Source organism: Micromonospora sp. WMMA1976 (assembly GCF_027497335.1).
In the GTDB taxonomy this organism is placed as follows: Bacteria; Actinomycetota; Actinomycetes; order Mycobacteriales; family Micromonosporaceae; genus Micromonospora; species Micromonospora aurantiaca.
In genome coordinates, this window is sequence record NZ_CP114912.1 from 4266412 (window position 1) to 4286651 (window position 20240).

The 20240-nt window shown below is 73.2% G+C and carries 17 protein-coding genes; 7 read left to right on the plus strand and 10 right to left on the minus strand.

Going from position 1 to position 20240, the window contains the following annotated elements; translation table 11 throughout:
• Positions 1-77 precede the first annotated feature (77 nt).
• Positions 78-1946 carry a translational GTPase TypA gene (gene typA / locus O7546_RS19450; RefSeq protein ID WP_269697328.1) on the plus strand — a complete coding sequence of 623 codons (1869 nt, stop codon included), beginning with the start codon at positions 78-80 and terminating at the stop codon, positions 1944-1946.
• 183 nt (positions 1947-2129) lie between these two features.
• Here typA and O7546_RS19455 read toward each other — a convergent pair whose 3' ends face one another.
• Together O7546_RS19455 and O7546_RS19460 are read right to left on the minus strand one after the other, a co-directional pair.
• Positions 2130-3182 (minus strand): IS30 family transposase, encoded by a 1053-nt coding sequence (locus tag O7546_RS19455; RefSeq protein ID WP_228533124.1) that lies wholly within the window; start codon positions 3180-3182, stop codon positions 2130-2132.
• A 201-nt stretch (positions 3183-3383) separates the two neighbouring features.
• Positions 3384-4049 (minus strand): class I SAM-dependent methyltransferase, encoded by a 666-nt coding sequence (locus O7546_RS19460; RefSeq protein ID WP_281599875.1) that lies wholly within the window; start codon positions 4047-4049, stop codon positions 3384-3386.
• Positions 4050-4121: 72 nt separating this feature from the next.
• Between O7546_RS19460 and O7546_RS19465 the strand changes: the two genes are divergently transcribed.
• The gene (locus O7546_RS19465; RefSeq protein WP_194803507.1) at positions 4122-4988 is read left to right on the plus strand and encodes a serine hydrolase; all 867 of its coding nucleotides are present in this window, start codon (positions 4122-4124) and stop codon (positions 4986-4988) included.
• 5 nt (positions 4989-4993) lie between these two features.
• Here the strand turns inward: O7546_RS19465 and O7546_RS19470 are convergent, their stop codons facing one another.
• Positions 4994-5791 carry a tyrosine-protein phosphatase gene (locus O7546_RS19470; protein WP_194803508.1) on the minus strand — a complete coding sequence of 266 codons (798 nt, stop codon included), beginning with the start codon at positions 5789-5791 and terminating at the stop codon, positions 4994-4996.
• A gap of 44 nt (positions 5792-5835) precedes the next feature.
• On the opposite strand from O7546_RS19470, the gene O7546_RS19475 reads away from it, so the two are divergent.
• Together O7546_RS19475 and O7546_RS19480 are read left to right on the plus strand one after the other, a co-directional pair.
• Positions 5836-6933: a dipeptide epimerase gene (locus O7546_RS19475; RefSeq protein ID WP_194803509.1), complete on the plus strand. Its 1098-nt coding sequence runs from the start codon at positions 5836-5838 to the stop codon at positions 6931-6933.
• A 57-nt stretch (positions 6934-6990) separates the two neighbouring features.
• Positions 6991-8052: an NlpC/P60 family protein gene (locus tag O7546_RS19480; protein ID WP_281599879.1), complete on the plus strand. Its 1062-nt coding sequence runs from the start codon at positions 6991-6993 to the stop codon at positions 8050-8052.
• A 57-nt stretch (positions 8053-8109) separates the two neighbouring features.
• Here the strand turns inward: O7546_RS19480 and O7546_RS19485 are convergent, their stop codons facing one another.
• Positions 8110-9108: a TerC family protein gene (locus tag O7546_RS19485; protein WP_194803519.1), complete on the minus strand. Its 999-nt coding sequence runs from the start codon at positions 9106-9108 to the stop codon at positions 8110-8112.
• A gap of 390 nt (positions 9109-9498) precedes the next feature.
• Here O7546_RS19485 and O7546_RS19490 point away from each other — a divergent pair, with 390 nt between their 5' ends.
• Positions 9499-9792, plus strand: a complete 294-nt coding sequence (locus O7546_RS19490; RefSeq protein WP_013287496.1) for an antibiotic biosynthesis monooxygenase — start codon at positions 9499-9501, stop codon at positions 9790-9792.
• 102 nt (positions 9793-9894) lie between these two features.
• Here the strand turns inward: O7546_RS19490 and O7546_RS19495 are convergent, their stop codons facing one another.
• The 4 genes from O7546_RS19495 to uvrB all read right to left on the minus strand — a co-directional run bounded on the left by O7546_RS19495 (position 9895) and on the right by uvrB (position 14242).
• Positions 9895-10794, minus strand: coding sequence for a DUF5753 domain-containing protein (locus tag O7546_RS19495; RefSeq protein WP_194803511.1), 900 nt, complete (start codon positions 10792-10794; stop codon positions 9895-9897).
• An 86-nt stretch (positions 10795-10880) separates the two neighbouring features.
• Complete coding sequence (locus O7546_RS19500; RefSeq protein WP_194803512.1) at positions 10881-11249, minus strand: VOC family protein; 369 nt, start codon at positions 11247-11249, stop codon at positions 10881-10883.
• 25 nt (positions 11250-11274) lie between these two features.
• Complete coding sequence (locus tag O7546_RS19505; RefSeq protein WP_194803513.1) at positions 11275-12111, minus strand: helix-turn-helix domain-containing protein; 837 nt, start codon at positions 12109-12111, stop codon at positions 11275-11277.
• 25 nt (positions 12112-12136) lie between these two features.
• Positions 12137-14242: an excinuclease ABC subunit UvrB gene (uvrB, locus tag O7546_RS19510; protein ID WP_187690918.1), complete on the minus strand. Its 2106-nt coding sequence runs from the start codon at positions 14240-14242 to the stop codon at positions 12137-12139.
• A gap of 383 nt (positions 14243-14625) precedes the next feature.
• Here uvrB and O7546_RS19515 point away from each other — a divergent pair, with 383 nt between their 5' ends.
• The gene (locus O7546_RS19515; RefSeq protein WP_281599885.1) at positions 14626-16164 is read left to right on the plus strand and encodes a hypothetical protein; all 1539 of its coding nucleotides are present in this window, start codon (positions 14626-14628) and stop codon (positions 16162-16164) included.
• 25 nt (positions 16165-16189) lie between these two features.
• Here the strand turns inward: O7546_RS19515 and coaE are convergent, their stop codons facing one another.
• Positions 16190-17368 (minus strand): dephospho-CoA kinase, encoded by a 1179-nt coding sequence (coaE, locus tag O7546_RS19520; protein ID WP_194803514.1) that lies wholly within the window; start codon positions 17366-17368, stop codon positions 16190-16192.
• 161 nt (positions 17369-17529) lie between these two features.
• The gene (rpsA, locus tag O7546_RS19525; RefSeq protein ID WP_047893869.1) at positions 17530-19056 is read right to left on the minus strand and encodes a 30S ribosomal protein S1; all 1527 of its coding nucleotides are present in this window, start codon (positions 19054-19056) and stop codon (positions 17530-17532) included.
• A gap of 312 nt (positions 19057-19368) precedes the next feature.
• Between rpsA and O7546_RS19530 the strand changes: the two genes are divergently transcribed.
• The gene (locus tag O7546_RS19530; protein ID WP_194803515.1) at positions 19369-20172 is read left to right on the plus strand and encodes a methyltransferase domain-containing protein; all 804 of its coding nucleotides are present in this window, start codon (positions 19369-19371) and stop codon (positions 20170-20172) included.
• Positions 20173-20240: the final 68 nt, after the last annotated feature.

The following is a 20240-nucleotide window of genomic DNA, read 5'->3' on the forward strand; positions in this document are numbered from 1 at the left end:
CTTTCGACGCAGATCCGGGTTGTCTCGGGGTGACCCCGAGGCGTGCCCCGGCAACCGCAGACAGGAGTATGGAGGGTATGCAGCTACGCACCGACCTCCGCAACGTCGCCATCATCGCCCACGTCGACCACGGCAAGACGACCCTGGTCGACGCCATGTTGCGGCAGGCCGGCGCCTACGGCGCCCGTGGTGAGACCACCGAGCGGGTCATGGACTCGATGGACCTCGAGCGCGAGAAGGGCATCACCATCCTCGCCAAGAACACCGGCGTGCGGTACATGCCGGCGGACGGCTCGGAGCCCGTCACCATCAACATCATCGACACCCCCGGTCACGCCGACTTCGGCGGCGAGGTCGAGCGCGGCCTGACCATGGTCGACGGTGTGGTGCTGCTCGTCGACGCCAGCGAAGGCCCCCTGCCGCAGACCCGGTTCGTGCTCCGCAAGGCGCTGCGCGCCCGGCTGCCGATCATCCTGGTGATCAACAAGGTGGACCGTCCGGACGCCCGGATCAAGGAGGTCGTGGACGACACGTACGAGCTGTTCCTCGACCTGGACGCCGACGAGGAGCAGATCGACTTCCCGATCGTCTACGCCTGCGCCCGCGACGGCATCGCCTCGCTGACCCAGCCCGCCGACGGCGCCGTCCCGGACGACAGCAGCAACCTGGAGCCGCTGTTCCGCACGCTGCTGGACACCATCCCCGCGCCCGCGTACGACGAGGACGCGCCGCTGCAGGCCCACGTCACCAACCTCGACGCCTCGCCGTTCCTGGGCCGGCTCGCGCTGTGCCGGGTTCGCCAGGGCACCATCAGCAAGGGCCAGACCGTGGCCTGGTGCCGCACCGACGGCAGCACCCAGCGGGTACGCATCTCCGAGCTGCTGATGACCGAGGGCCTGGAGCGCAAGCCGGCCGACTCCGCCGGGCCGGGCGACATCATCGCCGTAGCCGGCATCCCGGAGATCATGATCGGTGAGACGCTCGCCGACGCCGAGAACCCGGTGCCGCTGCCGCTGATCACCGTGGACGAGCCGGCCATCTCGATGACCATCGGCACCAACACCTCGCCGCTCGTCGGCCGGGTCAAGGGCGCCAAGGTCACCGCCCGGATGGTCAAGGACCGGCTCGACAAGGAGCTGATCGGCAACGTCTCGCTGCGGGTGCTGCCCACCGAGCGGCCGGACGCCTGGGAGGTGCAGGGCCGTGGCGAGCTGGCCCTGGCGATCCTGGTCGAGCAGATGCGCCGCGAGTCCTACGAGCTGACCGTCGGCAAGCCGCAGGTCGTCACCAAGGAGATCGACGGCAAGACCTGCGAGCCGGTCGAGCGGCTGACCATCGACGCCCCGGAGGAGTACCTCGGCGCCATCACCCAGCTGCTGGCCACCCGCAAGGGCCGGATGGAGCAGCTGGTCAACCACGGCACCGGCTGGATCCGGATGGAGTGGCTGGTCCCGGCGCGCGGCCTGATCGGGTTCCGGACCGAATTCCTCACCGAGACCCGCGGCACCGGCATCCTGCACCACGTCTTCGAGTCGTACGAGCCGTGGTTCGGCGAGCTGCGCACCCGCAACAACGGCTCGCTGGTCGCCGACCGCGCCGGTTCGGTCACCGCGTTCGCGATGACCAACCTCCAGGAGCGCGGCCAGCTCTTCGTCGAGCCGGGCACCGAGGTGTACGAGGGCATGATCGTCGGTGAGAACTCCCGCTCCGACGACATGGACGTCAACATCACCAAGGAGAAGAAGCTCACCAACATGCGCTCGTCGACCGCCGACGAGACCGAGAAGCTGATCCCGCCGCGCAAGCTGTCCCTGGAGCAGGCGCTGGAGTTCTGCCGCGAGGACGAGTGCGTCGAGGTCACCCCGGCCGCGGTGCGCATCCGCAAGGTGGTGCTCGACCAGCAGCAGCGTGGCCGGGCCGCCGCCCGCCGCAAGCACGCCGGCTGACCCACCACCGCTCATAAGCCCCACCCGGAGCCCGGCCCGCCCTCAGCGGACCGGGCTCCCCCCTTCCCACCGCCTCCTCCCCACTCACCCGCTCACCCGCTCACCCATCTCCGCCCGGTCGCCGGTCGATCATGAGGTTGGCGGCAGTTCTGGAGAGGCGGGGTCAAGGGGTGAGTGCAATCGTCAGGTGGTGATGAGTTGTGCGAGGCGTTGGGCTGGGGTGTTCCAGCCCAGCGTTTCGCGGGGCCGGGTGTTGAGTTCGTGGGCGACGTGGTCCAGGCCGCGCTGGTCGATGGCGCGGAAGTCGTAGCTGCTTTTGGGGAAGTACTGGCGTAGGAGCCCGTTGGTGTTCTCGTTGGTGCCGCGTTGCCAGGGGCTGTGGGGGTCGCAGAAGTAGACCGGGCAGCCGGTGGCGACGGTGAACACCGGGTGGGTGGCCATTTCCGTGCCTTGGTCCCAGGTCAGCGACCGGCGCAGGTGTGCCGGCATGCGGGCTGCCAGGGCGGTGAGGACACCGATGACGGCTTCGCTGTCGCGGCCGTGAGGCAGCGCGCCGAGCATCACATAGCGGGTGGTCCGTTCCACCAGGGTCACGATCGCCGAGGCTCCGGCCTTGCCGATGACCAGGTCACCTTCCCAGTGCCCGGGCACCGCCCGGTCGGCAGCCTCAGCCGGCCGGTTACTGATCCGCAGGTCCCCGATCCAGGGCCGCCGACTACGGGCGGCACCCGCGGCCCGCGACTGCGGGCGCCGCTGGGTGCGACCCGAGCGCAGCGCCACCTGCCGGGTCAACTCCGCCCGCAGGCTGCCCCGCGACTGCACATAGATCGCCTGGTAGATCGTCTCGTGGGACACCTGCAACTCCGGCCGGTCGGCGAACGTGGCCCGCAACCACGCGGCGATCTGCTTCGGAGACCACCTACGCGCCAGTTTCCCCGCCACCACCTGCCGCAGCCGCGTGCCCGCCGCCAACTTCGAGACCACCGGCCGCCGCCGGGCCCCGTCAGAACGCCGCTGCGCCCACTGCGCCTGATACCCCCACCGATACGGACGCCGAGCCCGCCCGGACGGCAGTGACCGCCCGAGCGGGTTCTTCGTCCCGTGCCGCGCACTGTTGTTCCGCGCCACCTCCCGCGACACCGTGCACACCGGCACCCCGAGAACCTCCGCGATCTGCGAGATCGTCCGACCCGACCCCCACAGATGCTCCAACACCTGCCGATGCCCGAACGTCATCACACCCGGCCTCGCCACCAGCCCCTCCAGCCCAACCAAGATCAGTTGCACTGAAGCCTAGAAACCGCCAGATCGAGTCCGCCGCCAACTTCATGATCGACGCGGTCAACGGGAGGGCTGCGCGACAGATGCGAGACGGCGAGACGCGCCACGGGGCCGGTACCGTGCCTCAGACGCGAGGCGAAGTCACAGCCAGCGGGGTCAGTGAGGTTTGGTGGCCTCCAGGGCCAGGACGTCGGGGATCGGGCCGGAGCCGGACTCGACGACCCGGGTCAGCCGCAGGCCGGCGCCCGCCACGGCGTCCAGCAGGCCGGCCAGCGGCAGGTGCCACGCGCCGACCCGCGCCCGCACCCCGGTCGCGTTCCACGAACGGACCGTGCGCTCCCGCGAGGCGTACCCGCCGTCGATCACGATCCGCTCCGGCTCGGACCGGTCGGCGAACGCACCCACGAAACACGGGTGCACGCCGACGTGCACCAGCCGCCCGCCAGGTGCCAGCACCCGCGCCGCCTCGGCGACCGCCGCCGGATAGTCCGGCATGTCGGTGTGCGCGAGCACGCAGACCACCGCCGGTACGGCGCCGGTGGCGAGTGGCAACGCGGTCGCGTCGGCCCGGGCCACCGGCAGCCGGGCGCGGGCGTGGCGTAACTGCCCGCCGGACAGGTCCACCCCCACCGGTGTCCACCCGAGACGCTTCAGCTCGGCCGCGTGCGCCCCGGTGCCGCAGCACAGGTCCACGCAGCGGCCGGGGCCTTCGCCCAGCAGGTCGGCCAGCACCGACCGGACCCGGTCCATGTAGACCGACGAGGTCTCGCTGGCGTACTCCTCGTACCAGTCGGCGATGTCGTCGTACAACGGGGTCGTCATCTCCGCACGCTAGCCCCGCACCGGGCCCGCCGCTGCCCCGCGTACGCCACGAAGATCCGCTACGGTGCGGTCATGACCTGGGAGGACCTCGACGCACACCTGGACCGGGTGCCCGGCACCGTCTCCGCGTACGTGGGCCGCCCCGGCGCGCGGCCGGCGTGGACGCGGCGGGCCGACGCCACCCACTACGCGGCGAGCACCATGAAGCTCGCCGTGCTGGTTGCGCTGTTCCGCGCCGCCGAGGCCGGCCGGCTCGACCTGGACGCGCCGGTGCCGGTGCGCAACTCGTTCGACTCCGCGCTGCCCGGCGCGCCCCGGTTCGCGAACGACCGCGACTACGACAACGACGAGGCGGTCTGGGACCGCGTCGGCGGTGAGGCGCCGCTGCGCTGGCTCGCCGAACGGATGATCGTCCGGTCCAGCAACCTCGCCACCAACATCTGCATCGGCCAGGTGGGGCTGCCCGCCGTGGCGCAGGCGTGGGCGCTCGCCGGTGCGCGGCACAGCGTCACCGGCCGCGGCATCGAGGACTTCGCCGCCCGCGACTCCGGCATCGACAACCTGGTCACCGCCGCCGACCTGGCCGCCCTGCTCGGTGAGCTGGCGCTCGGCGCGTCCCGGCCCGGCCCGCTCGCCTCGCCGGCCGGCTGCGCCGCCATGCTCGCCGTGCTCGTCGCGCAGGAACACCGCGAGGACCTGGCCGCCGGGCTGCCCGACGGCACCCGGATCGCGCACAAGAACGGCTGGGTACGCGGCGTACGCCACGGCGCGGGCGTGGTGTTCCCGGACGACTCGCCGCCGTACACGATCGTCGTCTGCACCACCACCGAGCTGGCCGACGGCGGCGCGGACGGCGACGAGGTCGAGGATGACGCCTGCCGGCTGATCGCGCACGTCTCCGAGCGGGTCTGGGCCGCGCGGCACGACCTGGCCGGCTGACCCGGCTACTCCAGCAGCCGCTCGCGCAGCGCGGCGCGGTGCGCGTCGGTCACCCCCAGACCGTCGCGCAGGTACGCGTCGAACGAGCCGTGCGCGCGGCGCACCTCGTCGTAGGCGGCGTCCAGGTATTCCGGGCGCACCTCCAGCAGCGGCCGGGCCACCGCCGGGTCCAGGTCCGGCCGGCGCTGGATCATCGCGGACAGCAGCACTTCGCGCAGGCTCTCGGTCAACTCGTTGTGCACGAGGTAGTCGGCGCGGATCGCCTCGTCCTCCACGCCCAGCGCGGTCAGCAGCACCACCGACAGCCAGCCGGTGCGGTCCTTGCCGGCCGAGCAGTGGAACAGCAGCGGCAGGTTCGCGCCCTCGGCGGCGAGCCGCACCGCCGCGCCGAACCCGGTCCGTGCCGACTCCCCGGTGACGAACCAGCGGTAGATCGCCGTCATCGCCCCCGGCATGCCCTCGCGGGCCAGCGCCGCGTACGCGTCCAGGTCGTGGCCCTGCAGCACCGCCGAGACGTACGTGAACACCGGGTGCGCCGCGTCGTAGACCGGCAGGTGCACGGTGCGGGGCTCGCCCACCAGCCGGTCCGGCGGGGCCACCGCCTGCTCGTGGACGTCGCGCAGGTCCACCACGCAGGCCGGGCCGAGCTTGCCCAGCACCGGCAGGTCCTCGTCGGTGAGCCGGCCCAGCGCGGGTGTGCGGATGAGCCGCCCCGCCCGTACCCGCCGCCCGTCGCTCGTCGGCAGTCCACCCAGGTCACGCGCGTTCGGCGCGCCCACCAGCTCCCATTCCCGCCCGGCCATCGGCCCTCCCCTGCTCGCCGCCAGTTGGCTATAGGGTGCCCCACATGACGATCGCCGCGGTACGCACCCACCGTCTGTCGGCCCCCTTACACACCCCGTTCGTCACCGCGCTGCGCCGTACCACCACAGTGGACACGCTGGTGGTGGAGGTGGTCGACGGCGACGGCCGGTCCGGTTTCGGGGAGGCGCCGCAGGTCTGGCAGGTCACCGGCGCGTCGGTGGCGGGTGCCGAGGCGTGCGTACGCGAACTGCTCGCGCCGCTGCTGATCGGCCGCGACGCCGACGACCTCCAGGCAGCAGGCGTGCTGGTGCGCCGTGCCGTGGTGGGAAACGAGTCGGCGAAGGCGGCGCTCGACGTGGCGCTGCACGACCTGGCCGCGCGGCGGCTCGGCGTACCCCTGGTGCGTCTGCTCGGTGGCACGGCGCTGCGCGTGCCGACCGACGTCACGCTGGCCGCCGGTGACGCGGTCGACCTGGCGGCGACGGCGGCGCGGCGCGGCGCCGAGGGGTTCGGCGTGCTCAAGCTCAAGGTCGGCACCGACGCCCGCGGCGACCTGGACCGGGTCCGGGCGGTGCGGGCCGCGGTCGGGCCGGACGTGCGGATCCGGCTGGACGCCAACCAGGGCTGGACGCCCCGGGAGGCGGTGCGGGTGATCCGCGCGATCGAGGACGCGGGGCTCGACGTGGAGCTGGTCGAGCAGCCGGTGCACCGCCGCGACCTGGACGGGCTGGCCTGGGTCAGCGACCGGGTGGACCTGCCGATCCTGGCCGACGAGTCCGTCTTCGACGTGCGCGACCTGGTCGAGGTGATCCGGCGGCGCGCCGCCGACATGGTCAACGTGAAGCTGGCCAAGTGCGGCGGCCTGCAACCGGCCCGCACGCTGCTCGACCTGGCCGCCGCGCACGGCATGGGCACCATCGTCGGTTCGATGATGGAGGGCCCGGTGGGGGTCGGCGCCGCGGCCAGCCTGGTCGCCGCGTCCGGCACCACCGCCGTGTCGGACCTCGACGCCGCCTGGTGGCTGGCCTGGTCGCCGGTCACCGGGGGCATCCGGTACGAGGGCGCGAGCGTGCTGCTGCCGGACGCTCCGGGCCTGGGGGTCACCGGCCTGCGTGAAGCTAAAATTCAGACACGTAGTTGAGCAACGTCAGAATTTTTCATATGGTCGCCCGGACGACCACCGGAGAGAGGGGTACGCGTGGCACCTCAGCCCGGCCGCCGGGCCGTCGTACGGGTACCGGTGGCGACCCTGTGGACCGCTCCCGAGGCGGTACGCCCGATCGACTGCCCCGCCCTCGCCGGCTCGCCCGACGTCGCCGCCTGGATCGCCGGCATGGACCGCGACCAGCTCGTCGGTGACTGCGTCCTGACCCAGCTGCTGCTCGGCGAGCCGGTGCGCGTCACCGAGTCCCGGCCGGACGGCTGGGTGCGGGTGGTGGCGCTGGGCCAGCCCGCGGCGAAGCTCGGCGCCGACGGCTACCCGGGCTGGCTGCGGGCCGCCCACCTGGCCGACGCCGACCCGGCCGACACCGTCCCGTCCGGCAGCGTCCCCGCCGGCCCCGCTCCGGCCGACCCCGCCGCGTCCGGCACGGCGCGATCGGGCCCCGCTTCGGCCGGACCGGCAGCGGTCGGCACCGGTCCGGCCGGTCCCAGGTCGGCCGGTTCCGGCCCGGCGGCCGACGGTCCGCTGACGGTCGACGTGGCCCGCACCGCGTTGCGTGCCGAGCCCGGCGGCGGCGCCGCGCTCACCGGCGTGGTCCTCGGCACCCGGCTCACCCCGGCCGGGCCGGCGGTGAACGGCAGACGCCCGGTCCGCGTACCCGGGCGGCCCGACCCGCTCTGGGCCCCGGAGGACGACCTGGTGCCGCTGCCCGCCGAGCGTCCCGAGGCCGAGCAGGTGCTCGCGGTCGCCGAACGGCTGCGCGACCTCGTCTACGTCTGGGGCGGCATGTCCACCGACGGCATCGACTGCTCCGGGCTGGTGCACCTGGCCTGGCGACGGTACGGGATCACGCTCCCCCGCGACGCCGACGACCAGGCGGCGGCGACCTCGCGGGTGCCGCTGGACGCCGAACGCCCCGGCGACCTCTACTTCTTCGCCCGGCCCGGCCGGCGCATCCACCACGTCGGGATCGTGTCGGCCGAGCCGCGCGGCGGCCGGCGCCGGATGCTGCACGCCTGCTACCTGACCCGCCGGGTGATCGAGGAGGAGCTGCCGGCCGACCGGACCGCCACTCTCGTCGGCGCCCACCGCGTCTGACCGCTGACACGCCGCGGGGCGCCCCGGCACGGGAGCGCCCCGGACGGGACGGACGGGTCAGCGGCGGGCCTGGGCCAGTTCCCGGCGCCGGTCCCGCGACGACTTCGCCAGGCTGGCGGCGGTGGCCACACCCAGGGTGCCGAGGATGACCGTCAGCGACAGCCAGATCGGGATGTGCGGGGCCCACGCCACGTGCTCGCCGCCGTTGATGAACGGCAGGTTGTTCTCGGCCAGCGCCTCCAGCACCAGCTTCACGCCGATGAAGCCGAGCACCACGGCGAGGCCGTAGCTGAGGTAGATGAGCCGGTCCAGCAGGCCGCCGAGCAGGAAGTAGAGCTGCCGCAGCCCCATCAGCGCGAACACGTTCGCGGTGAAGACCAGGTACGGCTCCTGGGTGATGCCGAAGATCGCCGGGATCGAGTCCAGCGCGAAGATCAGGTCGGTGGTGCCGATCGCGATCATCACGATGAGCATCGGGGTGAACAGGCGCCGCCCGTGCTCGTGGGTGGTCATCCGCGCGCCGTCGTAGTCACGGGACAGCGGGAGTGCCTTGCGGCTCCACCGGATCAGCAGGTTCTCGCTGAACTCGTCCTCGTCCGGCTCGCCCTGCCGGGCCAGGTTCACAGCGGTGTAGATGAGGAACGCGCCGAAGATGTAGAACACCCAGGAGAACTGGGAGATCAGCGCCGCGCCCGCCGCGATGAAGCCACCCCGCATGATCAGCGCCAGGATGATGCCGACGAGCAGCACCTTCTGCTGGTACTGCCGGGGCACCCCGAACCGGGCCATGATGATCACGAAGACGAAGAGGTTGTCCACCGAGAGGCTGTACTCGGTGAGCCAGCCGGTGTAGAACTCGCCTGCGACGCGGCCACCCGCGGTCAGCCAGAGCACCACGCCGAAGATCAGCGCCAGGCCGACGTAGAAGCCCACCCACAGGCTGGACTCCCGGACGCTCGGCTCGTGCGGCCGCCGGCCGATGATGAACAGGTCGGCGAGCAGGACCGCGATCATCGCGATCAGCGTTACCGCCCACACCAATGCGGACACGTTCAAATCCATCCTCCGGCAGACACGCTGCGTCGGGCACACCGTACGCCGGGTGCGGTGCCGGGGTGCGTCGACGCTGACAGGGGTGACTGTCGGAGGTCTCTTCCGCCGGAGCCCGGGTGCCGGGTTCCGACCGGCGGAGCCGGGTCGGGCCACCGGGGGTGCCGGCGCTCTTCCGTGCTGACGACTCCGTCGCGGGGGAATACTCCCCTCCTCGGCCGCCATTGTTCACCATCGCACCCGGGTGGCGCATCTCCGGGCCGCCCATCGATCTCTCGACGTGCTGCGGCTCACGTCGCGCAGGGCGTCCTAGGAGGCTAGTCGTCCCCCTGGCGGGGCGCGCCGGGACGTCACCCGGGACGCACCGGCCGCGGGCCGGCATGGCAGGCTGCCTGCATGGTTCTTGAGGTCGCGCTGATCGATGTCACGCCCGGACACGAGGACGAGTTCGCCGCCGCCTACGCGCAGGCGCGGCCGATCCTCGCCGGCGCCGAAGGCTGCCGCTCCGTGCGGATGACCCGGGGCGTGGAGTCGCCCACCCGGTTCGTGCTGCTCGTCGAGTGGGACTCGGTGGAGGCGCACGACGTGAACTTCCGCCAGACCGAGCGGTTCGCGCAGTGGCGAGGACTGATCGGCCCGCACTTCGCCGGCCCGCCGCTGGTCGAGCACTTCATCGACGTGCCGGCCTGAACTGTCGTACCCGTGCCGTAGCCTGCGCGCTGCGCGGCCACCGGTCCCGACGGGCATCGGGGGCGCCGGGCCCGGTGGTCGCGCCGCACCGACAGCGGGGGCTCACTCCAGCTCGTGCGGATCGCGCGGCCGGGGCACCGGCGCCGCGCCGAGCCGCCGGGCGACCAGTTCGGCGGAGGCGTCCGCCGGCAGCGCCGCCGCCAGCAGCCGCTCGATGACCCGCTCGTAGTGGGCCACGTCCGCCTCGGCGACCAGCCGCAGGTCGGTGGTGAGCGTCTCCACCAGCACGGTGCGCGGGTCGTCCGGGTCGGGGTAGGCGTAGTACGAGAACGGCGCCAGCGGGTGCGGCCCGTCGCCGCTGGACGCCGCGGACCGCAGCACCCGGACGCTGACGCGGGGCCGTTCGGCGAGCGCGAGCAGGTGCCGCATCTGGTCGCGCCACACGTCGGCGGGCAGGCCGTCCGGGTCGCAGACGCGCTCGTCGACGAGGGCGGTGTAGTGCGGCGGGTCCGGCCGGATCAGCAGTTCCTGGCGTGCGACGCGGGCGCGCACGTCGGCCTCCACGTCCACCTCGCCGGTCAGCGCCGCGCCGGCCGCCACGCGCAGCCGGGCGTACGCCGGGGTCTGGAGCAGGCCGGGTACGAGCACGCACTGGTACTCCACGATGCGTTCCGCGCCCGCCTCCAGCTCGGCGTACGCCCGCTGGCGCTCCCCCATCTCGCCGAGCGCCTTGGACCAGCCCCGGCCGGTGGCCGCGTCGCGGGCGATGACGATCAGCTCGTCGCGCTGCGGCGGCGGCACCGCGTAGACGTCGAGCAGGTCGAGCACGTCGGCCAGGTCGGGCCGGCTCTGCCCCAGCTCGATGCGGGACAGCTTCGACGTGGACGCCCAGCCCAGCCGGGTGCAGACCTGTTCGAGCGTGAGCGACTCGCGACGACGCAGCCGGCGCAGCTCCACACCGAGCCGCGCCCTCCGGACCACAGGACTTGCTGACAACGGCATGCACGCCTCCCGGGAGGCAGCGTACGCATCACCGTCACGCTCGGCAATACCTCGCCCACACAGCGCAACCAGGCGGGCGGCGGCGCTCAGGGCCGGTAGGTGCCGAACGACCAGACCAACCCGGCGAGGTCGCGGGCGGCGTAGTCACGGGAGCCGTAGTCGGTGTCGAACGGCGCCCGGACGATCTCCGCGCCGGCCGACCGGGCACGCTCGTGGTGCGCGTCGACGTCGTCGAGCGCCACGTAGACCCGGTAGTCGTCGTCGGCCGGCCGGGACCGCGGCGCCGGCCCCGGGCCGAGCATCACCAGGTCGTCGCCGTACGCCAGCTCGGCGTGGCCGACCGTGCCGTCGGGCAGTTCGTGGGCCTCGCGCACGGTGAAGCCGAACGCGGAACAGAGGAAGTCGGCTGCGGCTCGCACGTCGGGATACCGCAGGACCGGATAGATGCTTCGCATGGCGGTCAGTCTGCCGCCGGAGCGGTCAGGCCGGATTGGACGAATGCGATCCGGGCCCGGTCAGCGCGGCCGGGGTGGCGCCGGCGAACTCGCGGAACTCCCGGATCAGGTGCGACTGGTCGTAGTAGCCCCACCGGGCGGCCCGCTCCGCCCACCCGGCGTCGTCCGGCACGGCGGCGTCCGCGGTGAGCAGCGTGCGGCCCAGGCTCGCGTACGCCCGCTCGAAACGCAGCAGGCGGGCGACCGTCTTCGGCGGCAGGCCGAACTCCCGCCGGAACCGGACCGACAGGTGACGGCGGGACCAGCCCAGCTCCCCGGCGAGCGCGGCCACGCCGACCGCTCCCCCGCTGCCGTCCAGACGCCGAAAGGCCGCCAGCAGGTGCGGGTCCACCGGCGCGGTCGCCGCCAGCCGCGCGGCCACTGCCGCGTCGAGCCGGGCGAAGCGTTCCGGCCAGCCCGGCTCGCCGGCCAGCTCGTCGCGCAGCCGGGCCAGCCAGCCCGCCACCGCGTCGAGCGGCACCACCCGGTTGGCCAGCTCGGCCAGCGGCAGCCCGAGCAGGCGGCGGGCCGCCGGGGCGGTCAGCAGCACCTGCACCCCGGTGCCGGTCCCGGCCGTCCGGGTGGCGCACCAGCCGTCGAACGGGCCGGCCAGGAAGGCGTTGGTGGCGGACCCGCCCTCACCGGGGGCACGCGGGTCGGTCACGCCGAGAGGGTCGCCCCAGCCGAGGATCAGCACCACGAAGGCGCCCGCCACCTCCCGGCGTACCAGCGGGACGGGCACGTCCTCGCGGTAGCCGAGGTAGCTGTCCACCCACCGGCGCAACCGCGGGTCGGGGCGCCCGACGACGGCCTCGGTCAGCATCGCGCCGCCCCGGCCGTCGCGCCGGTCACCGGACCCCTGCGGCGTCCATCCCGCGTAGCTCCTTCTTGAGGTCGGCGACCTCGTCGCGGATCCGCGCGGCCAGCTCGAACTGCAGCTCCCGCGCGGCAGCGAGCATCTGGTCGTTGAGCTCCTGGATGAGGTTGGCCAGGTCGGCCCGGGCCATCCCCTCCCGCGACGGGGTGGCCGCGGCGCCCCGGCGGCTGCGGGTCTCCTTGACCGGAGCCTTGCCCCGGGACAGCTGCCGCACGGCACCGCCGACGTTGCTGTTCTCGGTGTCCTCCGCCTCGCGGTAGATGTCGTCGAGGATGTCGTGGATCTTCTTGCGCAGCGGCTCCGGCTTGATGCCGTTCGCCTCGTTGTGCGCGATCTGCTTGGCCCGGCGCCGGTTGGTCTCGTCGATCGCGTCCGCCATCGACGGCGTGATCTTGTCGGCGTACATGTGGACCTGGCCGGAGACGTTACGGGCCGCGCGGCCGATGGTCTGGATCAGCGACCGGCCGCTGCGCAGGAAGCCCTCCTTGTCGGCGTCGAGGATCGCCACCAGCGACACCTCGGGCAGGTCGAGACCCTCCCGGAGCAGGTTGATCCCGACGAGCACGTCGTAGTCGCCCTTGCGCAGCTCGCGCAGCAGCTCGACCCGGCGCAGCGTGTCCACCTCGGAGTGCAGGTAGCGCACCCGGATGCCGTTCTCCAGCAGGTAGTCGGAGAGGTCTTCGGCCATCTTCTTGGTGAGCGTGGTGACGAGCACCCGCTCGTCCCGCTCGGTCCGCAGCTTGATCTCGTGCATGAGGTCGTCGATCTGCCCCTTCGTCGGCTTGACCACCACCTCGGGGTCGATCAGGCCGGTGGGCCGGATCACCTGCTCGACGAACTCGCCCTGCGCCTGCTCCAGCTCCCACGGGCCGGGGGTGGCGGAGAGGAAGACCATCTGACCCACCCGCTCCAGGAACTCGTCGAAGCGCAGCGGCCGGTTGTCGGCGGCGCTGGGGAGCCGGAAGCCGTGGTCGATGAGCATCCGCTTACGGGAGGCGTCGCCCTCGTACATGCCGCCGATCTGCGGGATCGTCACGTGCGACTCGTCGACCACGGTGAGGAAGTCGTCAGGGAAGTAGTCGAGCAGGCAGTGCGGCGGGCTGCCGGGCAGCCGGCCGTCGATGTGCATGGAGTAGTTCTCGATGCCGGAGCAGAACCCCACCTGGCGCATCATCTCGATGTCGTAGGTGGTGCGCATGCGCAGCCGCTGGGCCTCCAGCAGCTTGCCCTGCCGTTCCAGCTCGGCCAGCCGCTCACCCAGCTCGGCCTCGATGTCGCGGATCGCCCGTTCCATCCGCTCCGGACCGGCGGCGTAGTGCGTGGCCGGGAAGATCATCAGGCTGTCGACCTCGCGGACCACGTCACCGGTCAGCGGGTTCAGGTAGTAGAGCTTCTCGATCTCGTCACCGAACAGCTCGATCCGGACCGCCAGCTCCTCGTACGCCGGGATGATCTCCAGCGTGTCGCCGCGGACCCGGAAGGTGCCGCGCTGGAAGGCCATGTCGTTGCGCGTGTACTGGATGTCGACCAGCCGGCGCAGCAGCTGGTCGCGGTCCAGCTCCTGCCCGACCTTGACGCGCACGGCCCGGTCGAGGTATTCCTCCGGCGTACCCAGGCCGTAGATCGCCGAGACGGTGGCGACGACGATGACGTCCCGCCGGGTGAGCAGCGACATGGTGGCCGAGTGCCGCAGCCGCTCGACCTCCTCGTTGATCGAGGAGTCCTTCTCGATGTACGTGTCGGTCTGCGGGATGTACGCCTCGGGCTGGTAGTAGTCGTAGTAGGAGACGAAGTATTCGACGGCGTTCTGCGGCAGCAGCTCGCCGAACTCCTTCGCCAGCTGGGCCGCGAGGGTCTTGTTGGGGGCGAGCACCAGGGTCGGCCGCTGGAGCCGCTCGACCAGCCACGCCGTGGTGGCGCTCTTGCCCGTGCCGGTCGCGCCGAGCAGCACCGTGTTGCGGTCGCCGCGCCGCACGCGACGCTCAAGCTCGTCGATGGCAGCCGGCTGGTCACCGGCCGGCTGGAACTCACTGACGACCTGGAAGCGGCCGTCGAGCCGGGGAATGTCGAGCGCCATGACACCCACCGTACGCCCGGGGTCCGACACTTCCGGCCACGACCACGGACCGTCCCTGATCGGCTTCGATATTCCCATTGTGTGGCTCATCTCACCGGTCTACCCTCGTACCGTAGGCCGCTCGCGGCGGCCGACCGGGCCGGTGATCGCCCCACGCGGGCCGGTCGCCCCCGGCGCCAGGGCCGCAGCACCCGGGACGACCGGCGTGCGCGCCGACGGTGGTCGCGCGCAGCGCTGACCGGCCGCCGCGAGCGCCCCTGCTCGTCACCGAAACCCCGCTCTCGCGTTCTCCACTCGTGGGGACCTCTCCCGAGCGCAGGCCGCGACGTGAGCCCGACACCGGCACGCCCCCGCCCGCCGACGAGCCGGGCCGCCAGCGCGGCGTGAGCCGCCCCCACCGGCTCTCCGCGCGGGGCGACGGCGACCAGGCCGTACCCCGGGAACCGGGTCGCGGCCACCGGCGCGGCCGCACCAGCACACCGACCCGGCCCGCCACCGTGGCCGGCCGGCGCCGCCGGGCCGGCCTCTTCGACGGCCGCCGTCCCCCGCTCACCACCCGGCCGGACGGCGACCCGGAACTGGACGGCGCCGACGACCCGCCGGACGGGCCGGACCGGCGCCGGATCGCCCTCGCCGCGCTCGTGGCCGCAGCCGCGATCTCCGCCGCGACGCTCGTCGCCGCCCTGCCGTCCTGGGTGCCCGGCCGCACCGACGACGCCCCGGCGACACGTGCCCTGACCGCCGCCGAGGCGGACCGGGTGGCCGCGCTGCGGGTCACCAACCTGCGCGACGTACGCGCCGGTGTCCGGGTCACGGTCGGCGCCGACGGTGCCCGTACCGAACTGGTCGGCTGGGTCGACTGGGCCCGCCCCCTGGTCTACCTGGACGTCGGCGGCCCGGGCGCGGGCGACGACCGGGGCCTGGTGCAGGCCACCGCGTCCGCGCTGCTGGTACGGCCCGACCCGGGCGCGCTCCCCACCCCAGCCCGGCCGCCGCTGGTGCCGCCGGCGGACCGGTGGCGGATGCGTTCCCCGACCGGCGGGCACGGCCTGGGCGCGGTACGCGACCTGCTGATCGGGCTCGGCGCCGACCGGGTCGATCCACCCGCCACCGACGGCCGGTGGCTACGCGGCGACCAGGTGGGCGGCGTCCCGGTGGACGTGCTCCAGGCGCCCCTCGCGTCACTCGGTGACCCACTGCCCACGCTGTGGGTGGACGCGGACGCCCGGCTGCACCGGCTCACCGGCCGGCTGGCCGACGGCACGCCCGTCACCGTGGACCTGACCCGCGCCGACCGGCCCACGCTGCATCCGGTGGACGCGCTCGGCGGGCGGCCCGGCCAGCCCCGGGCACTCACCGACGACGAGGTCGCCCGGCTGGCCGCGCTGCCCGCCCGGCTCCGGGCAGTCGGCGGCGCGACGGTGACGGTGGCCGCGCCGCTCGGCCCGTCGGACAACCTGTGGGCCACCGGAACGGTGAACTGGACGAGCCCGTCGGCGTACCTCGCGGTGATCGAGGAGGGCAGCGGCCGGCGCACCCTGCGATGGGCCCGGCCGGGACGCGTGGCCGAGGTGCAGCGGTCCCCCGACGGGCCCGCGACGCCACCGGCACCGACGCCGGCCGCGCTGCTCGCCGCCCCCGCGCGGCCGCCCGGCGACGACCTGGACCGGCTGCTCGACGCGGCGCTGCGGGCGGCCCGGCGCGCGCCCGACGGGACCGCCGTCCGGATCCGGGAGGACCGGCTGGACGACCGGGCCGTCGACGTGTTCGAGCTGCCGGGCGGCCGCCGCCTGTGGCTGGACCGGGGCGGCCTGCCGCACCGGATGGAGCTGCGGGCCGGGTCGGGCGTGTGGATCCGGCTCGACCTCACGCCCGGTCGGGCGGCGGGCAGCGGCGGATCGGCGGCCTCGGCGCCGCGCTGAGCCCGGCCCGATCCCTACCGCCCGGTCAGGGCCGCCAGCCGGTCTGCCCGGCCCACTCCTCGGCGCGCAGGTGCTCCTCGTCGAACCAGGGATCGGTCACCGTGCCCCACGTGACGTGCTCCGGCGCCGCAGCCGCCAGTTCCCTCTTCACCTGCAGGTAGTCGGCCCGCCGTGCCGGGTCGGCGCGCAGGTGGTCGCGCATCAGCAGCGCGTACCGCCAGCCGGGCGAACCGGCCTCCCGCAGGTGCAGGCGCACCGGACGTGCCGGGTCCGCTCCGCCGTGCAGCCGCTTGGGCCAGCGCACCGGCTCCGGCTGCCGCGGTGCGTCCCACCACTCGCCCGGCAGCCGCGGGAAACCCGCCTCGGCCAGCCGCTGCGCGAGCGGCCCGTCCGCCTCGTCCAGGGAGGGCACCGTCACCTGGATGTCGATCACGTCCGGCGCGGCGAGCCCCGGCACGGCGGTGGAGCCGACGTGGTCGACCCGGATGTCACCGCCGGCGGCGTGGCGAATCCGGGCGGCCAGCCGGGCGTACTGCTCGGGCCAGGTCGGGTCCGGCCCGGCGAGGGCCGCCGGGTCGGGTGGGACGGCACGGCGTTCGCGGACGTTGCGCTCGTAGGGCAGCAGACGGTCCCGCCAGAGGGTGTCCACGGCGGCGTGCAGATCGGTGAGCGTGCCGTCGTTCGTCAGCAGCACGTCGGCGACCGCGCGGCGGGTCGCGTCGTCGGCCTGCGCGGCGATGCGCCGCTGCGCCTCCGCCGGGGCCATCCCCCGGTCGCGGGTCAGCCGGGCCATCCGGGTCGGCACGGCCGTCTGCACCACGACCACCAGGTGGTACGTCGGCGCGAGTCCCACCTCGACCAGCAGCGGTACGTCGTTGACGACGATCGCGTCGGCGCGGGCGGCGGCGACCAGTTCGGCGCTGCGCGCGCGTACCCGGGGGTGGGTGATCCCTTCGAGCGTGCGGCGGGCCGCCTCGTCGCCGAAGACGACCGCGCCGAGGGCGGCCCGGTCCAGCGCCCCGTCGGCGTCCAGAACCTTTTCGGAGAAGGCGGCGACCACCTCGGCCAGCCCGTCGGTGCCGGGCGCGACGATCTCCCGGGCGATGCGGTCCGAGTCGACGATCACCGCGCCCAGGGTGGCGAGCCGGCTCGCCACCGCGCTCTTGCCCGATCCGATTCCGCCGGTCAGCCCCACCTTCAGCACCCGGACAGTCAACCGGATCCGAAGTCCGCATGCCAAACCCGCCGGGCGCACGACGCGGGCCCCGCCCCCGGCGCTCCGCTGGTGCGGAACGCGGGGACGGGGCCCGTCGTCAGAGGCAGTCGCCGGTCCGTCCGGTGGGACGAACAGGCGTCAGCGTCCGGTCACTTGCCGCCGGCGAGCTTCTCCCGCAGCGCGGCGAGCGCCTCGTCGGTCGCGAGCGTGCCGGCCGGCTCCTCGGCCTGACGGCTCGGGGCCGAGGTCGAGGTGGTGGTGCCGGTGGTGGCCGGAGCCGGGTTGGCGGCGGCCTCGGCGTCGGCGGCGCGGGAGGTCTGCACCTGCTTGGTGTGGGCCTCCCAGCGCTGACGCGCCTCGGCGTACTGCTGCTCCCAGGTCTCGCGCTGCTTGTCGTAGCCCTCGAGCCACTCGCCCGTCTCCGGGTCGAAGCCCTCCGGGTAGATGTAGTTGCCCTGGTCGTCGTACGTCGCGGCCATGCCGTAGAGGGTCGGGTCGAAGTGCTCCTCGCCCTCGACGAAGCCCTCGTTGGCCTGCTTGAGCGACAGCGAGATCCGGCGGCGCTCCAGGTCGATGTCGATGACCTTGACCATGACCTCGGAGCCGACCTGCACGACCTGCTCCGGGATCTCCACGTGGCGCTCGGCCAGCTCGGAGATGTGGACCAGGCCCTCGATGCCGTCGTCCACGCGGACGAACGCACCGAACGGCACCAGCTTGGTGACCTTACCCGGCACGATCTGCTGGATCGCGTGGGTGCGGGCGAACTGACGCCACGGGTCCTCCTGCGTCGCCTTCAGCGACAGCGAGACCCGCTCGCGGTCCAGGTCGACGTCCAGGACCTCGACCTCGACCTCCTGGCCCACCTCGACGACCTCGGACGGGTGGTCGATGTGCTTCCAGGACAGCTCGGAGACGTGCACGAGACCGTCCACGCCGCCCAGGTCGACGAACGCGCCGAAGTTGACGATCGAGGAGACGACGCCCTTGCGGACCTGCCCCTTCTGGAGCTTGTTGAGGAACTCGGTGCGCACCTCGGACTGCGTCTGCTCCAGCCAGGCACGGCGGGACAGGACCACGTTGTTGCGGTTCTTGTCCAGCTCGATGATCTTGGCTTCGAGCTCGCGGCCGACGTACGGCTGCAGGTCACGCACACGCCGCATCTCGACGAGCGACGCGGGCAGGAAGCCGCGCAGGCCGATGTCGAGGATGAGACCACCCTTGACGACCTCGATGACCGAGCCGCGGACGACGCCGTCCTCGTCCTTGATCTTCTCGATCGTGCCCCAGGCCCGCTCGTACTGCGCCCGCTTCTTGGAGAGGATCAGCCGACCCTCCTTGTCCTCCTTCTGGAGGACGAGGGCCTCGATGTGGTCACCCACCGAAACGACCTCGGCCGGGTCCACGTCGTGCTTGATCGACAACTCCCGAGAGGGGATGACACCCTCGGTCTTGTAGCCGATGTCGAGCAGGACCTCGTCCCGATCGACCTTGACGACGGTGCCTTCGACAATGTCGCCGTCGTTGAAGTACTTGATGGTCTCGTCGATCGCGGCGAGGAAAGCTTCCTCAGAGCCGAGGTCGTCGTGGGTGACCTTGTTGGCGCTCGAGGTGGCCTCGATGCTGCTCGTCATGTGGGCGGTTGCTCCGGTCGGATGGGTTGTCACAGCGGGCATGGGTGTCGCGGTGACTCTGCCGCGCCAACGGATCCGTCGCCGGGCACACCGAACGATCGACGCGAGAAGATCATTAGTGGCTCCGGTGACCGCGCACCTGCTCCCTGCCGAGGCACACGATCCGCGAGCGCATCGTCTAGCCTACCCGCTGCATTACCACAGCGTGCAAGCCCTCCCGGGTCCGTGCGAACTCATCCGCTGCGAAAGCGGAGATTTTGCGCGGTAAGGTGCCACAGCTGTCTCGTCCGTCACATCCGCCCCAGCCACCACCCCACCGCACCCGGTCCGCGCCGCCGGACCTAGCGTGAACCCGTGGACGACGACAGGGTGACCCGCCGACGGGTCGACGCCGGGGAGATCCGCCGCGCGAACCGCGGATGGTGGGACACCGACGCCGACGCGTACCAGGCCGAGCACGGCGCGTTCCTCGGCGACGCCGACTTCGTCTGGTGCCCGGAAGGGCTGCGCGAGGCCGACGTCCGGCTGCTCGGCGACGTCGCCGGCCGGCGGATCCTCGAACTCGGCGCCGGGGCGGCCGCCGCCGCCCGCTGGCTCGCCGCCCAGGGCGCCCGGCCGGTCGCGCTGGACCTGTCCGCCGGCATGTTGCGGCACGCCGCCGAGGCCGCCGGGCGCACCGGGGTACGTGTGCCGCTGGTGCAGGCCGACGCGCTCGCCCTGCCGTTCGCCGACGCCGCGTTCGACACCGTCTGCACCGCGTTCGGCGCGATCCCGTTCGTGGACGACTCGGCGGCGGCGATGCGCGAGGTGGCCCGGGTGCTGCGGCCCGGCGGCCGGTGGGTCTTCTCGGTCACCCACCCGATGCGCTGGATCTTCCTGGACGACCCGGGCGAGGGCGGGCTGACCGCAGTGCACTCGTACTTCGACCGCTCCCCCTACGTCGAGCAGGACGAGCACGGCGTGGCCACGTACGTCGAGCAGCACCGCACCCTCGGCGACCGGATCCGGGAGCTGGTCGGCGCCGGGTTCCGCCTGCTGGACCTGGTGGAGCCGGAGTGGCCGGCCGGGCACGAGGGGATCTGGGGCCAGTGGAGCCCGCTGCGCGGCCGGCTGTTCCCCGGCACCGCGATCTTCGTCGCGGAGAAGCCGACGGGCTGAGCGCGTCGCACGTCCGGTGCGACACGAGCTCCGGCACCCGGCGGTACGCTCGCCGCATGAGCGCCGTG

Bases quoted from the DNA above. Each gene is read 5' to 3' on its own strand.
- O7546_RS19455 (WP_228533124.1), bottom strand. From the start codon at position 3,182: ATGACGTTCGGGCATCGGCAGGTGTTGGAGCATCTGTGGGGGTCGGGT.
- uvrB (WP_187690918.1), bottom strand. From the start codon at position 14,242: ATGGCGCTCGACATTCCCCGGCTCGACGGCCGCTTCCAGGTCGTCAGT.
- O7546_RS19475 (WP_194803509.1), top strand. From the start codon at position 5,836: ATGACGATCGCCGCGGTACGCACCCACCGTCTGTCGGCCCCCTTACAC.
- rpsA (WP_047893869.1), bottom strand. From the start codon at position 19,056: ATGCCCGCTGTGACAACCCATCCGACCGGAGCAACCGCCCACATGACG.
- O7546_RS19465 (WP_194803507.1), top strand. From the start codon at position 4,122: ATGACCTGGGAGGACCTCGACGCACACCTGGACCGGGTGCCCGGCACC.
- O7546_RS19505 (WP_194803513.1), bottom strand. From the start codon at position 12,111: ATGCTGACCGAGGCCGTCGTCGGGCGCCCCGACCCGCGGTTGCGCCGG.
- O7546_RS19470 (WP_194803508.1), bottom strand. From the start codon at position 5,791: ATGGCCGGGCGGGAATGGGAGCTGGTGGGCGCGCCGAACGCGCGTGAC.
- O7546_RS19490 (WP_013287496.1), top strand. From the start codon at position 9,499: ATGGTTCTTGAGGTCGCGCTGATCGATGTCACGCCCGGACACGAGGAC.
- typA (WP_269697328.1), top strand. From the start codon at position 78: ATGCAGCTACGCACCGACCTCCGCAACGTCGCCATCATCGCCCACGTC.
- O7546_RS19495 (WP_194803511.1), bottom strand. From the start codon at position 10,794: ATGCCGTTGTCAGCAAGTCCTGTGGTCCGGAGGGCGCGGCTCGGTGTG.
- O7546_RS19460 (WP_281599875.1), bottom strand. From the start codon at position 4,049: ATGACGACCCCGTTGTACGACGACATCGCCGACTGGTACGAGGAGTAC.
- O7546_RS19500 (WP_194803512.1), bottom strand. From the start codon at position 11,249: ATGCGAAGCATCTATCCGGTCCTGCGGTATCCCGACGTGCGAGCCGCA.